Origin of the sequence: Hydrogenophaga sp. (assembly GCF_051860785.1) — a bacterium.
Taxonomy (GTDB): Bacteria; Pseudomonadota; Gammaproteobacteria; order Burkholderiales; family Burkholderiaceae_C; genus Hydrogenophaga.
The window spans coordinates 179,229-192,342 of record NZ_JBIMLB010000003.1; the positions used below are offsets into that span (position 1 = coordinate 179,229).

13 protein-coding genes are annotated in these 13,114 nt (G+C 66.0%); 7 read left to right on the plus strand and 6 right to left on the minus strand.

Going from position 1 to position 13,114, the window contains the following annotated elements:
- Window positions 1–4: 4 nt before the first annotated feature.
- The 5 genes from hemH (at window position 5) to ACTIF6_RS06135 (ending at window position 5,271) form a co-directional block, all read left to right on the plus strand.
- On the plus strand, window positions 5–1,096 hold the full coding sequence (gene hemH / locus ACTIF6_RS06115) for a ferrochelatase (RefSeq protein WP_439587116.1): 1,092 nt from the start codon (window positions 5–7) through the stop codon (window positions 1,094–1,096).
- A gap of 73 nt (window positions 1,097–1,169) precedes the next feature.
- Window positions 1,170–1,616: a tripartite tricarboxylate transporter TctB family protein gene (locus tag ACTIF6_RS06120; protein WP_439587117.1), complete on the plus strand. Its 447-nt coding sequence runs from the start codon at window positions 1,170–1,172 to the stop codon at window positions 1,614–1,616.
- 21 nt (window positions 1,617–1,637) lie between these two features.
- Window positions 1,638–3,164 carry a tripartite tricarboxylate transporter permease gene (locus ACTIF6_RS06125; protein ID WP_439587118.1) on the plus strand — a complete coding sequence of 509 codons (1,527 nt, stop codon included), beginning with the start codon at window positions 1,638–1,640 and terminating at the stop codon, window positions 3,162–3,164.
- Between the two features lie 35 nt (window positions 3,165–3,199).
- The gene (locus tag ACTIF6_RS06130; RefSeq protein ID WP_439587119.1) at window positions 3,200–3,889 is read left to right on the plus strand and encodes a response regulator transcription factor; all 690 of its coding nucleotides are present in this window, start codon (window positions 3,200–3,202) and stop codon (window positions 3,887–3,889) included.
- Window positions 3,886–5,271: a sensor histidine kinase gene (locus tag ACTIF6_RS06135; protein ID WP_439587120.1), complete on the plus strand. Its 1,386-nt coding sequence runs from the start codon at window positions 3,886–3,888 to the stop codon at window positions 5,269–5,271. Before ACTIF6_RS06130 ends, ACTIF6_RS06135 begins: the two co-directional genes overlap by 4 nt.
- A gap of 6 nt (window positions 5,272–5,277) precedes the next feature.
- Here the strand turns inward: ACTIF6_RS06135 and ACTIF6_RS06140 are convergent, their stop codons facing one another.
- From ACTIF6_RS06140 to ACTIF6_RS06150, 3 genes are all read right to left on the minus strand, one after another.
- Window positions 5,278–7,350 carry a TonB-dependent receptor family protein gene (locus tag ACTIF6_RS06140; protein ID WP_439587121.1) on the minus strand — a complete coding sequence of 691 codons (2,073 nt, stop codon included), beginning with the start codon at window positions 7,348–7,350 and terminating at the stop codon, window positions 5,278–5,280.
- An 80-nt stretch (window positions 7,351–7,430) separates the two neighbouring features.
- Entirely contained in the window at window positions 7,431–7,832 is a 402-nt protein-coding gene (locus ACTIF6_RS06145; protein WP_439587122.1) for a hypothetical protein, read from the minus strand.
- Between the two features lie 31 nt (window positions 7,833–7,863).
- A complete protein-coding gene (locus ACTIF6_RS06150) occupies window positions 7,864–8,760 on the minus strand; it encodes a LysR family transcriptional regulator ArgP (RefSeq protein WP_439587123.1) in 897 nt (298 codons plus the stop codon).
- A gap of 73 nt (window positions 8,761–8,833) precedes the next feature.
- Here ACTIF6_RS06150 and ACTIF6_RS06155 point away from each other — a divergent pair, with 73 nt between their 5' ends.
- Complete coding sequence (locus ACTIF6_RS06155) at window positions 8,834–9,484, plus strand: LysE/ArgO family amino acid transporter (RefSeq protein WP_439587124.1); 651 nt, start codon at window positions 8,834–8,836, stop codon at window positions 9,482–9,484.
- A 9-nt stretch (window positions 9,485–9,493) separates the two neighbouring features.
- The gene (locus ACTIF6_RS06160; protein WP_439587125.1) at window positions 9,494–10,147 is read left to right on the plus strand and encodes an FMN-binding negative transcriptional regulator; all 654 of its coding nucleotides are present in this window, start codon (window positions 9,494–9,496) and stop codon (window positions 10,145–10,147) included.
- 8 nt (window positions 10,148–10,155) lie between these two features.
- On the opposite strand, the gene ACTIF6_RS06165 is transcribed toward ACTIF6_RS06160, so the two are convergent.
- From ACTIF6_RS06165 to ACTIF6_RS06175, 3 genes are all read right to left on the minus strand, one after another.
- Window positions 10,156–11,124: a succinylglutamate desuccinylase gene (locus ACTIF6_RS06165; RefSeq protein WP_439587126.1), complete on the minus strand. Its 969-nt coding sequence runs from the start codon at window positions 11,122–11,124 to the stop codon at window positions 10,156–10,158.
- Complete coding sequence (locus ACTIF6_RS06170; RefSeq protein ID WP_439587127.1) at window positions 11,121–12,098, minus strand: Bug family tripartite tricarboxylate transporter substrate binding protein; 978 nt, start codon at window positions 12,096–12,098, stop codon at window positions 11,121–11,123. Before ACTIF6_RS06170 ends, ACTIF6_RS06165 begins: the two co-directional genes overlap by 4 nt.
- Before the next feature lie 89 nt (window positions 12,099–12,187).
- Window positions 12,188–13,084: a LysR family transcriptional regulator gene (locus ACTIF6_RS06175; protein WP_439587128.1), complete on the minus strand. Its 897-nt coding sequence runs from the start codon at window positions 13,082–13,084 to the stop codon at window positions 12,188–12,190.
- Between the last annotated feature and the right edge of the window lie 30 nt (window positions 13,085–13,114).

A 13,114-nucleotide genomic window follows, 5' to 3' on the forward strand; every position in this document is an offset into this window, starting at 1 on the left:
GCGCATGCCCTTCAAGACCGAACCGTCTCACGCCCACGGGAAAGCCGCCCGAACCGCAGTGCTGCTGTGCAATCTGGGCACGCCGGACGAACCCACTGCCCCAGCCCTGCGCCGCTACCTGGCAGAGTTCCTGGGCGACCCTCGGGTAGTCGAAATCCCACGCCTGGTCTGGCTGCCGATCCTGCACGGCATCATCCTGCGCACGCGACCGAAGAAGTCGGCCGCGAAGTACGCCGGCATCTGGCTGCCCGAAGGCTCACCCCTGAAGGTGTGGACCGACCGGCAGGCCACGCTGCTGCGCGGCTACCTGGGTGAACGCGGCCACCAGGTCACGGTGCGCTACGCCATGCGCTATGGCAACCCCTCCATCGCGTCGGTGATGGACGAGCTCCATGCCGAGGGCGTGAGCCGCGTGCTGGTGCTCCCGGCCTACCCGCAATACAGCGGCACCACCACCGCCAGCGTGGTCGACGGCGTCATGAACTGGGCGCGCCACGTGCGCCACCTGCCCGAGTTGCGCTTCGTCAACCGCTACCACGACGACGCGGGCTACATCCATGCACTGGCGCGCACCATCCGTGCACACTGGGCTGCACACGGCCAGAGCGATCAACTCGTGATGAGCTTCCATGGCGTGCCCGAGCGCACCTTGCAGCTGGGCGACCCCTACCACTGCGAATGCCACAAGACCGCGCGCCTGCTGGCCGAGCAGCTCGGCCTGGCCAGGGACCGCTACAAGGTCACCTTCCAGTCGCGTTTCGGCAAGGCCCGGTGGCTGGAGCCGTACACCGAGCCCACACTGATCGAACTCGCGCAGAAGGGCCTGAAGAGCGTGGACGTGGTCTGCCCGGGTTTCACCAGCGACTGCCTGGAAACGCTGGAAGAAATCAACATGGAAGCGCGCGAGGCTTTCCTGCATGCGGGCGGCGAACGTTTTGCCTACATCCCGTGCCTCAACGACCACCCCGAATGGATCCGGGCACTGGCCAACCTGGCTGAACAGCACCTGCAGGGCTGGCCCACCAAGGCGGCCGACAACCCCATGGCGCAAAAGGCCAGCCGCGAGCGCGCGCTGGCGATGGGCGCCAAGGACTGATGCCGGACTCACCCCGGCGGTGAGGTGTCTCGAGATCAGGTTCCGGTCAGGGAGCGCCTTCTAAGCTGCCGGCATGAAAACGACCCGAGACCTTCACGATCTGGTGGGCGGTGCGCTGATGACAGCCACCGGCCTCTTCTTCGCCCTGTATGGGCAGCAATACGAATTCGGCACCATGGCACGCATGGGGCCCGGCTACTTTCCCGTGGTGCTGGGATGGACGCTGGCCGTGCTCGGCCTGCTGGTCGCCGTGCCAGCGTGGTGGCGGCGCGGCACCGCGGTCACCGTGCAATGGAGCAACCTGCTCTGGTGCGTACTCAGTCTGCTGGTGTTTGCCTTCACCCTGAAGTTCCTGGGCGTGGTGCTCACATCCTTCATCGCCGCGCTGATCTCGCTGGTCCCTTCGTCCATGCCGCTGCGCACGCGCCTGATGGTGTGTGCCGTGGTGGCGCTGCTCACCACGTTGATCTTCCCGATCGGGCTGCAGATGTTGCTGCCCCTCTGGCCCTGGAGCCATTGAGACCTTGACGGACACCACACCATGGATCTTTTCTCGAACCTCTGGCTCGGCCTGCAAGTGGCGGTTGAACCCGTCAACCTGGCCTACTGTTTTCTCGGCGTCTTCCTTGGCACGGTGGTCGGCGTGCTGCCCGGCATTGGCGCGCTCGCGGCCATCTCCTTGCTGCTGCCGCTCACCTACCACATCGCACCCACGGCGGCCATCATCATGCTGGCTGGCGTCTACTACGGCGCGCAATACGGTGGCTCGACCGCTTCCATCCTGTTGAATCTGCCGGGCACGCCGTCGTCGGCCGTGACCTGTCTGGACGGCTACCCGATGGCACGCAAAGGCAAGGCGGGCGTGGCGCTGTTCGTCACCACCATCGCCTCACTGGCCGGCGCCATGTCCGGCCTTGTGCTGCTCACGCTGTTCTCACCGGCCATCTCCGAGGTCGGACTGAAGTTCGGTCCCGCCGAGTTCTGCGCCATGATGCTGCTCGGCCTGGTGGCCGCGTCGTCCATGAGTGCGGGCTCGGCCATGAAGGGCCTGTGCATGATGGTCTTCGGCCTGCTGCTGGGCATGGTCGGCACCGATGTGAACAGCGGCGCATCGCGCTTCACCTTCGATGTGCCGGAGCTCATGGACGGCGTCAACCTGGTCGCCCTGGCCATGGGCCTGTTCGGCGTGGCTGAAGTTGTCCGTTGCATCAACTCCGCCGATGCCAACCGCAAGGTCGAGAAGGTCACGCTGCGATCAATGGCCCCCACCGGCGAGGAATTCAAGGCAACCCTCAAGCCTATGGCGCGTGGATCGGCACTCGGCTCGGCTCTGGGCGCGTTGCCTGGCGTGGGTCCGTCGATAGCCGCCTTCATGTCCTACGCGATTGAAAAGAAGGTGGCCAAAGACCCCAGCCGGTTTGGTCACGGAGCCATTGAAGGCATCACCGCACCCGAATCTGCCAACAACGCGGCTGCCCAGACTGCCTTTGTGCCGTCGCTCTCGCTCGGGATCCCGGGCGACGCGGTCATGGCCGTGATGCTGGGTGCGCTGATCATCCACGGCATCCAGCCCGGGCCCATGCTCATCACCGAACAGCCCAACCTGTTCTGGGGCCTGATCGTGAGCTTCGCCATCGGCAACATCATGCTGGTGATCCTGAATCTGCCCACGATCGGCCTGTGGGTGGCGCTGCTGCGCATTCCCTTCGCCTGGATGTACCCAGCGATCCTGGTGTTCGTGGCGCTGGGTGTCTACAGCGTGAACAACAACACCTTCGACATCTACTCCGTGGCGGCCCTGGGCATCATGGGCTATGCCCTGATGGTGCTGAAGTTCGAGCCCGCGCCGCTGTTGCTGGGCTACATCCTCGGACCCATGCTGGAGGAATACCTGCGCCGCGCCCTGCTGATCTCGCGCGGCGATCCCATGGTCTTCCTGGAGCGCCCCATCAGCGCCACGCTGCTGGCCTTTACCGCGGCCCTTCTGGTGTGGGCCTTCTGGTCAACGATCCGCAACAGCCTGCGCGCCAAGGAAGAACTCGACGCCTTGCGCCCTCTACCCGATTGAACTGGCACTACACCCCATCTGCTAGCCTCGGGGTCATGCGGATCCTGTTGGTCGAAGACGATGCGGTGCTGCGCGACGTGATTGCGCGCAGCCTGGAGGAAGCGGGCCACCGCGTCGACCCGGCAGGCAATGTGCGCGAGGCCGATCATCTGTGGCGCGTGCAGCCGTTCGACGCCGTGCTGCTGGATCTGAACCTGCCGCGACACGAACGACCCGACAGCCCGCAGGGCAATGGCCTGAGTGTGCTGCGCGAGGCGCGCTCGCGTGGCGATCGCACGCCGGTGCTGGTGCTCACCGCGCGCAACCGCACCGAAGAGCGCATAGCGGGCCTGGACGCCGGTGCCGACGACTACCTGGGCAAGCCCTTCGACCTGGCCGAGGTGGAGGCGCGATTGCGCGCGCTGGTGCGCCGCGCCACCGGCAGCGACGATGTGGCCCAGTTGGGCAATCTCAGGCTGGACCGGCGCGCGAGGCGCTTCACCGTGGCAGATGCGCACCTGGAACTGCCGGCGCGCGAGTTCGAAGTGTTGTGGGAACTCATGAGCCCGCCCGGCCACGCCGTCAGCAAACGCACGCTTTCCGACAAGCTCTCGAACTTCGACGAGGCACTGGGCGACAACGCGCTGGAGTCTTTCATCTCGCGCCTGCGCAAGAAGCTCGCGGGCAGCGGTGCGTCCATCCGCACGCTGCGCGGCATTGGCTACCTGCTGGAGCCCGAGGCTTGAGCCTCTCGCCACCTTCGCTGCGCATTCGCATGTTGCGGCATGTGATGGTGCCGCTGGCGCTCACCTGGCTGGTCGGCACGGTGGCCACCCTGGGCGTGGCCAGCCACTTCACCGAACAGGCCTTTGACCGCGCACTGCTCGACGACGCCTATGCCATCGCATCGCATGTGCAAATGCAGGAAGATGGCGAGGTCGTGCTGCAACTCACCGAGGGCGAACTGACCGCCGCCCTGTTCGATCAGGCCGAGGCCGTGCACTTCTCCGTGATGCGTCCCGATGGCTCGGTCCTGGCCGGCAAAGCGCTGCCCCCCACACCGCTGCCCGACGCGGCCCAACTGTTCCGCTACAGCGACATCGTCTACCAGGGCCTGCCAGTGCGCGCCGTGACGCTGCGCCACGAGGTGATGGGCCAGGTACACCATGTGGTGATGGCTCACACCACCTATGTGCGCGCCGCGCTGGTGCAACGCATGCTGCTGTTCGGTGCCCTGCCCTTGCTGCTGTTGCTTGCCTTGCTGGCCGGGTGGCTCTGGCACGGCATCCGCCGAGACCTCGCCCCGCTGGGCCGCCTGCAAGCCTCTCTGGCCCACCGTGACGCCAGAGACCTCACGCCGGTGGCGATCTCACCGTCAACGGATGAAATCGAGCAGGTGGGCCTGGCGGTGAACGAACTGTTTGCCCGGTTGCAACGCAGTGTGCGTGCCCAGCGCGAATTCGCCGGCAACGTGGCCCATGAGTTGCGCACCCCCCTGGCGCGCATTCGTGCCCTGGCCGACTATGGCCTTGCGCACGGCGACGCCACCCTGGCAAGGCAGCAGCTGGAGAAGATCACCGCCAGCGCTGAACGCGCCGGCCGGCTGGTGAATCAGTTGCTCGATCTGGCCATGGCCCACGAGGCCGTGCTGGCGCTGCAGACCGAGCGCATCGCGCTGGCGCCCCTGCTGGGCCAGGCCGTGCTGCGCCACCTGGACAAGGCCGATGCACGCGGCGTGGACCTGGGGGCACGAGGCCTGGAGGGCGGCGCCGAAGACGTGCATGTGATGGCCGATACCGCGCTCATCGAAGGCATCCTGGACAACCTCATCGACAACGCGCTGCGCTACGGTGGGCCTACGCTGACCGTGGAAATGGGTGTGAACGCCGAAACCCGCACCTGCACACTGGCCGTGGTGGACGACGGGCCTGGCATCCCTGATGCAGCACGCCGCGACCTGATGCGGCGCTGGACCCAGGGCCGTGAAGGCGTGCAACTGGGCCAGGGCTCGGGACTGGGCCTGTCCATCGTGGCCCGCTACGCGCAGTTGCTGGGTTCCGATCTGCAACTGGACAGCGCGGACCATGGCCGGGGCTTGCGCGCCAGCCTGGTCCTGCCGCTGGCCTGAAGCCGCTCAGAACTTGAACCGCGCACCCACGTACACGGAACGGGGTTCGCCGGGCGAGAGAATGGCCGCATTGGCCCCCGCCATATCACGCACGCTGAACAGCGACACGTGGTTCCTGTTCGCCAGGTTGCGCGCTTCGGCAAACACCTCCCAGTCCTTTCCGGTCCAGCCCGCGCGCAAGCCCCACAGGGCGTACGAGTCCACCTTGTAGGTGTTGCTGAAATCGGCATAGCGGCTGCTCACGAGATCGAACGTGGGTCCGAAGAAGAAGCCCGTGTCGGCATGGCGGTACAGCACCTCGCCCTTGACGGCCACCTTGGGCGCGGCCGGCAGCACGTTGTTGCCGTAGATCGAATCGCCCCGGAAACGGAAGTGGTTGAGCGTCAGGTTGACCAGCGGCTCGATGCGGTGCGCGCTGCTGCCACCGAGAGCGAAGCTCGCGCCCACCAGGGCTTCGACGCCGGCGTGCACCGTGCGATCCGCGTTGATGGACAAACTGGTGCCGGGTGCGGTCGGGTTGTCGCGCGAGAGGATCTCGTCGCGCAGCTGGGTGTGGTACACGGCCACGTCCCAGTTCCAGCGGTGCTTCGCACCGAGCTCCTGCCTGCCGCGCGTACCCACTTCGAACACCGTTCCGCGCATGGCCTCGAGCAACGTGTTGGGCGCGCCACCAGGCGTTTCGTCCTGCAGTTCGTAGAAGGTCGGCGCTTCATACACGCGGCTGACGTTTGCGAACAGCTGCGACGACGGCGAGAGCTGGCGGATCAGGCCGGCGCGCGGGTTGAAGCTGTTGAAATCACCCTTGAGATTCGAACCCCTCACCTCGCGGCTGGTGGACACGCCTTGCGCGCCATACACAGCCGTCCAGTCCGGTGCGAACTGCCAGCGGTCCATCACGAAGAGCTCCAGGCTGCTGGCGCGGTTGGCCACGGCCGCGAACTGCGTCTGGGCACCACCTGGCACATAGCTGAAGTTGCCGCCATCCAAAGTGGTCCGGGCAAGGTTCATGCCGACGAGCAGGTCGTGCGATCCCATGCGGCGCTGGTACCGCACGGTGCTGCCCAGGGTCCGCTGCTCGGTGTCGATCAGCAGCGAGAAGAACGGTGGCGAGTAGACGATGGGATGGTAAAGCTGCTGGTTCTCGTACGACAGGCCGAACGTGAGCTTGCTGTCGGCGTCGATATCCCACACCGTCTTGTTGGCCAGGCGCCAGGTCTCCACGTTGTAGCGGTAGTTGCCAGCTACTGCTGCCGCCTCCGCCTGGCGCGGATCGTCCAGCCACTGCTGGCGCGTGAGCGCGCCAGGCAGTTGCTGGTCGTTGTCGATGTGCGTGACAAAGAACCGGGTCTGCACCGCATCGCCGAGCTGCCAGCCGCCATTCGCGTACAAGCTGCTGCGCTCCTGCTTCTGGTGCTGGCGGTAGCCGTCGTAGCGCCGCATCTCGGCCGACACCATGCCGTCGAAGCTGCCCACCACCTTGCCCAGCGTCACGCTGCCCTGGCGCTGGCCGTGGCTGCCGAGCTGAAGCAGGAGTTCGTTCGGCGCGCCGTCTCGCGCGGTGGGCGTGGTGAAGTCGATCGCACCACCCAGCGTGCTGGCGCCGTAGGTCAGTGCGTTCGCGCCCCGCGCCACCACCGCGTGGCTGGCCGCCAGCGGGTTGGGCTGGCGGTTGTGGTTGTTGCCGTCGGCCGCTGAAACCGGCAGGCCATCCTGCAGGTACTTGATGCCGTTGCCATCGTAGTTGGTGGCGTCCAGGTTGGAGCCTCGACTGGAGGCGAAGGACGAGTCGCCGGTGGAGCCGCCAGCGGTCCAAAGACCGGGCACGTAGCGGAGCATGTCGCCCACGCTGACCACACTGCGCTGGCGCAGGCTTTCACCGTCGATCAGCGAGACACCGCCAGGTGTGAGGGCCTGTTCGGCCTCAAGCTGGACACGGGCTTCGTCCCGACTGGCCTTGATTTCAATGGCGGGCAACTGGCCCGCCACATGGGCAGGCGCGGAAGGGGAGGATGAGGTCTGGGCGATCGCGCAAGGCGACAGCACCGCCGCGCAAAGCACGGCGCAGGAAGATCGGTTCATGGTTTTCGAGTTCCGAAGAGAAAGGGCACACACGGCCGCACCCACCAGGGCTGGGCCGCCGAGACGAGAGCAAACGCGAGTCAGGCGTGCTCGGGAGGCCCGTGCGATGGCGGCGGCAGCGCGTGCCGACGGATCGCGATCGTGGCTGGCCGGGGTTTGGCCAACGGTGCGGCAGTGGCCTGCAGCAAGGCTGCCGGGCTGGCCATGGGCAGGAGCGCGGGCGTGGTGCCCACCGCGCACAGCTTGGCGCAAGTCGCCAGGTGGTCCAGGCCGATGCTGTCGTGCGCCAGCGCATCGCGGATCTCGGGCGGCAGCAACGCGGCCGCTTCCTGGGCCAATGCCGGATCGCCGCACCAAGCCGACATGGCGCCGGGTGGCGCCGCCTGCATGGCTGCATGCCCCACCGGCAAACCCAATTGCGTGAACCAGGCCAGAAGGGCCAGGGTCCAGGTCAGGCGCAAGCGCAACAGGCGGGAAAACATGGCGCGGATTGTAGTGATCGGCGCAGGCCTGTCAGGCGTTCAACAACGCACTGCGCGCTGCAGACACCACGTGCCGCGTCAGTCCATCGAGCAACGAGGAAGCCACACGCGCCTGCTGCCAGTGCAGGGGCACATCCAGTGGGCTGTCCGGCACCAGCTCCACCAGCGCGCCCGACTTCAGTTGGGCGCGAATCATCGACTCAGGCTGCAAACCCCAACCCATTCCCGCGACCGCCGCAATCACGAACGCGTGCGACGACGGCAGACTGTGCCGGGGCAACTCCACATGCCGATGGCACAAGCGCCGCACCCAGCGCGACTGCAGCTCGTCCTTGGTGTTGAACTGAAGACTGGGCGCACGCGCCAGGCTGCCAGCACCGACGCCTTCGGCGAAATGCTCCGCCACGAAGCGGGGACTGGCGGTGGCCAGGTAGCGCATCGCGCCCAGTGGCTGGCTGTTGCAACCCACAGCGGGTCGATTCGACGACGTGACCGCTGCCACTACCTCACCGGTTCGCAACCACTCGGCTGTGTGATCCTGATCGTCAACAGCGACCCCCATCAACACCGGCGCGTGCGCGGCAAATCCTGCTACGGCGGGAGCAAACCACGTGGCCAGACTGTCGGCGTTCACCGCCACCGGAAGCGTGATGCGCGCAACTTTGTCTTCAGCCCATAAGGGCAACGCGCCCTGCAGCTCATGCTCCAGAAGCCGCACACGGTCCACGTGCTGACAAAGGCGTCGACCGGTTTCGGTGGCCACGCAGGGTTGGCCACGAACCACCAGCGCACAGCCAGCGCGCTCCTCCAGCAAGCGGATGCGTTGTGAAATGGCCGACGGTGTGACGTGGAGCGCGCGGGCTGCGCGCTCGAAACTGCCTTCCCGAACCACGGTTGCCAAAGCAGAGAGTGAGGAATAGTCCAGCATAAATGCAGTTTCTCTTAATCGATACAAGTAAAGATAGTTTGCCTTCACCGTCAAGGGCTGGCAATCTCGCTGCATGTCGACCCTTGCATCCACCCTGCAGACCGCCTGGCCCGTGTTCATGCAGGCGCTGTTCCTGAGCTTTGGGCTGATCGTGGCCATTGGCGCGCAAAACGCGTTTGTGCTGAGGCAGGGGCTTCGCCGGGAGCACGTGGGCAGCGTGGTGCTGTTCTGCGCCGCGGCCGATGCCGCGCTGATCATGGCCGGGGTGATGGGCATGGCGCAGGCACTTGCCCATCACCCCGGCATGGCACGCGCGCTCGCGGTCGCGGGCGCCCTGTTTCTCGCTGCGTACGGATGGCGCGCTCTTCAGCGTGCGCGCCATCCGCAACCCATGACGGCAAGCATCGACGGCCTTGCCGTCAGCCGGGGTGCAGCGCTGGCGCAAGCGGCGGCTTTCACCCTGCTCAACCCGCATGTCTACCTGGACACCGTGCTGCTGGTGGGCAGCATCGGGGCGCAGCAACCCGCCGCGTTGCGCGGCTGGTTTGTGGCCGGCGCCAGCACAGCCAGCCTCTTGTGGTTCGTCTCGCTGGGCTATGGCGCACGCTGGCTCGCGCCCATGTTCGCTCGCCCGCAGGCCTGGCAGGTGCTGGACGCGCTGATCGGTTTGACCATGTGGGCACTGGCCATTCTCTTGCTGCGACATGCGCTGCCGGCTGTGTAGGATTCAGCGATGTACGTCCCGAAGCACCACCAACTCACCGACCACGAAGCCATCTGTGCGCTGATGGATTCTCATCCATTGGCCACCTGGGTTTGCCAGGGCGCGAACGGGCTGACGGCGAATCATGTGCCCTTTTATCTGGATCGCCAACGGGGAACATTCGGCACACTGATCGGTCACGTTTCTCGCGCCAACCCGGTGTGGCGCGAACTGACGGGCGGATGGCCTTCCGTGATGATCTTCCAGGGTTCGCAAGCCTACATCTCCCCGAGCGCCTATCCGGGCAAAGCCGCGCATGGCAAGGTGGTGCCGACATGGAACTACGTGGTGGCGCACGCGCACGGCGTGGCAAGAGCCGTGCAGGACCGCTCATGGATGCGCGACATGCTGGTTCGCCTGACCCAGCGGAACGAGGTCGGTCAGCCCCTTCCATGGCGAGTGACGGATGCCCCGGCGCCGTACATCGAGGCCATGATGAATGCCATCGTTGGCATCGAGATGCCCGTCGAGCGGATTGAGGGCAAGCTCAAAGCCAGTCAGGATGAAAACATGCAGGACCGGCTGGGAACGGTCAGCGCACTGCGCAAGGCCTCGTGCCAGCAGGCGCAGGCGATGGCCAATCTGGTGTCAGACGCCATTGATCGCGACCGTCGCGGCCACTGATGACACTTTCACAACGGTGTCGCCTGGGCGAAGCGCACCACCGTCACCCCGGCGCGCGCCTGCCTGATCGATGGCATGACCAGCACGCAATGATCGTAAGGCGTCGTGACGACCTCCCCATCGTTGTCCCCGATGGGCGTGTCGGCCTTGTCAATCACCTGAAGGCCCGAGTACGCGTCCAGAAAGCGAAAGCCACTGCTGCGCGCCGTCACGCCACCGGTCACGCGCAACACGCATTGCCGTGGCGGGTCAGGGCGTCGCCAGCCGGCCAGCGCACCGGCGGCGGTGGCGGCGTCAATCACTTCGGCCGCTACCAGGAAACGAACCGAGATGTCTCGCGCCACGTCGCGGCTCGACACATCGCCATGAAATCCGCATTCCACAAGCAGCGAGCGCGTTTCGCCGGCCTGTGAATCGGGCATGCCGAACCGGCCAAAGTCCCGCAAGCGCGTGCCGTCCCTGTGGCCTTCGTCCACCACCACATGCTCGGGTGCGCCGATCTTCCTGGTCAGATCCATGTTGCGGACGTGCGGCCCCGTCAACAGCAAGGCCTCGCCGCGCTCGTGCATGGAGTGCAGGTCCAGCAGCCAGTCGGCGCGCTGCACGAACGGCAGCAGCTCGAGCGCGCGGCGCCGCTCCGTGGTGTGGGGATCGGTCAGCCGATCATCGCTCCACTGCCGATTCAAATCTTCATCGACAAAACGCGAGGCATCGAAAGCGGTAGCGTCAAAACGGTCGTACGCCGATAGATTGCAGAAAGCCAGCGTGAGGCAGCCGCGCGCGGGGCGCACGCCTGCCTCCAGCAAACCCTTCAACGCCCAGGCACCACAGAGCTCGTTGCCATGCACGAGCGCAGTGACCAGCACATGGCGGCCCGGCAGGCCCGAATCGAAATGCCAGACGCCCTCGGTGCCCGTGTTGCCCACACGCCAGGGGCCGATGTCTGGCCGGGCCAGTTCGAAGTGGAGGTCCGTCATTCCTTGATCTTTGCAAAGTCCACGACCTTCTGGTACTTGGCCGTTTCGTCGGCCAGAAAGCGTGGCATGTCCACGTCCAGCGGGGCGATGGTCGAACCAGCCGCTTCCAGCGTCTTGCGGAATTCGGGCGTCTGAAGAATCTCGTTGAGTGCGGCGCGCAGCCGGGTCAGCACGGGCGTCGGCAGCTTGGGCGGCGCCATCAACGCAAACCACACGCTGATGTCCATGTTCTTGAGTTTCGGGATCTCCGCCAGCGCCGGGATGTCGGGCGCCGCGGGCGAACGGGTTTTCTCCGTCACGCCCAGCGCCACCACCTTGCCACTGCGGATGAGCGGCAGGCCGCTGGAGAGCACGAACACGCCATATTCCAGCGTGCCGCCCAGCAGGTCGGTGGTGAGCGGGCCCACACCACGGTACGGGATGTGTGTCAGAAACAGGCCGCCCTGCTCTTTCACCATTTCTCCTGCCAGATGCAGCGCGGTGCCGATGCCGCTGCTGCCGTAGCTGAATCGGCCCGGCTTGCCTTGCACGGTGGTCAGGAACTCGTTGGTGTCCTTGATGCCGGTGGAAGGTGAAGCCACGAGCACCATGGGCTGCGAGGCCACCAGGCCGATGGGCGTGAAGTCCTGGTAGCTGTACTTCACCGTGGCGGGTGTGATCAGCCGGTTGATGGCGATCTCGTTGTTGGCGCCCACAAAGAGCGTGTAGCCGTCGGCGGGCGCGCGGGTGGCGCGCATGGCGGCAATGGCGCCGCCTGCACCGCCCACGTTTTCCACCACCACCGGCACGCCCAGCTTCTTCGCGAGCTGATCGGCCACGGCACGGCCCGTGAGGTCGGTGCTGCCGCCGGGTGGGTAGCCCACCAGCACGGTGATGGGCTTGTTCGGGTAACTGGCGTCCTGGGCGACCGCGCTGCCTGCATGAAGGGACAGCATCAGTAAAGGAACGAGGCCGAGGGAAAACGAAAATTTCATGGCGGGTCTCCTGTAGAGCCCAGATTCTTGTTTCGGCTTGCGCGGCCTGTTGTGCCATTTCGGCACATGGCATTGCCGGAACGTACCGTTCAGGCCGGGTCCACGGTGAGCCAGAACGCTTCCGCCGCCGGGGAGAGCCTGCGCTTGGCCCGCACCATGCGGATCTCGAAGCCGATCTCCAACGCCTTGCTGCCCACGGGGGCGAGTTGCTTTGCCCTGCACGCTCCCGCAGCCAGCGACCACGGCAACCAGGCCACACCCAGACCCTTGAGCGCGTACTCCAGCAGCGCATCGGCCGAATCGCACTCGATCGTCTCCGTCAGCCGCGGCCCCTTCGGGTGGTTGCTCAGGTGGTCGCGAACCAGACGTCCCAGCGCCAGCGTGTCGGCGTAAGCCAGGTAGGGCACAGGCTGCGCGTGATCAAAACTGAACGACGCCTGCCCGAGCGCATTCACCTTGCCCACCGGCACCAGCCGGTCGTTCGCCACCCGGCGCTGAAGGTACTGGTGCGAACTCAAGCGCATGGCAATCTGCGGGTGGTGGTAGGTCAGCATGAAGTCTGCCTCGCCACGCTCGAAGCGCTGCAGCGTTTCCGCCATGGAGCCCGTGCGCACCACCACGCGCACGCCGGTTCGCTGCCGACGGATTCTCGCCAGCCAGTCGGCGGCCACCGTGCGCGCGAGCGTGCGACCCGTACTCAGCGTGACCGTCGCGCCCGCTCCCTCTCCATCGACGCCCGCGATCTCGCTTCGTGCCTGCGCCATGGCCGGCACCATCTGCAGTGCGTAGCCAAGCAGCTTTTCACCCTGGCCCGTCAGCTTCACCGACGTACCCCTCCGTTCGATCAGCGGCGCGCCGGCCCAAGCCTCCAGTGCCTTGATGCGCCGCCCGAAAGCGGGATGGGTCACATGCCGCTGCTCGGCAGCGCGCGTGAGGCTGCCCGTGTGGGACAGAGCAATCAGGTCTTCCAGCCATTTGGTCTGCATGAGATTGACTGTAGTGGTCTTTCAGAAAGC

Excerpts from the sequence above, each read along its gene's own strand:
- hemH (WP_439587116.1), top strand. The coding sequence starts at position 5 with ATGCCCTTCAAGACCGAACCGTCTCACGCCCACGGGAAAGCCGCCCGA.
- ACTIF6_RS06120 (WP_439587117.1), top strand. The coding sequence starts at position 1,170 with ATGAAAACGACCCGAGACCTTCACGATCTGGTGGGCGGTGCGCTGATG.
- ACTIF6_RS06125 (WP_439587118.1), top strand. The coding sequence starts at position 1,638 with ATGGATCTTTTCTCGAACCTCTGGCTCGGCCTGCAAGTGGCGGTTGAA.
- ACTIF6_RS06130 (WP_439587119.1), top strand. The coding sequence starts at position 3,200 with ATGCGGATCCTGTTGGTCGAAGACGATGCGGTGCTGCGCGACGTGATT.
- ACTIF6_RS06140 (WP_439587121.1), bottom strand. The coding sequence starts at position 7,350 with ATGAACCGATCTTCCTGCGCCGTGCTTTGCGCGGCGGTGCTGTCGCCT.
- ACTIF6_RS06145 (WP_439587122.1), bottom strand. The coding sequence starts at position 7,832 with ATGTTTTCCCGCCTGTTGCGCTTGCGCCTGACCTGGACCCTGGCCCTT.
- ACTIF6_RS06150 (WP_439587123.1), bottom strand. The coding sequence starts at position 8,760 with ATGCTGGACTATTCCTCACTCTCTGCTTTGGCAACCGTGGTTCGGGAA.
- ACTIF6_RS06155 (WP_439587124.1), top strand. The coding sequence starts at position 8,834 with ATGTCGACCCTTGCATCCACCCTGCAGACCGCCTGGCCCGTGTTCATG.
- ACTIF6_RS06160 (WP_439587125.1), top strand. The coding sequence starts at position 9,494 with ATGTACGTCCCGAAGCACCACCAACTCACCGACCACGAAGCCATCTGT.
- ACTIF6_RS06165 (WP_439587126.1), bottom strand. The coding sequence starts at position 11,124 with ATGACGGACCTCCACTTCGAACTGGCCCGGCCAGACATCGGCCCCTGG.
- ACTIF6_RS06170 (WP_439587127.1), bottom strand. The coding sequence starts at position 12,098 with ATGAAATTTTCGTTTTCCCTCGGCCTCGTTCCTTTACTGATGCTGTCC.
- ACTIF6_RS06175 (WP_439587128.1), bottom strand. The coding sequence starts at position 13,084 with ATGCAGACCAAATGGCTGGAAGACCTGATTGCTCTGTCCCACACGGGC.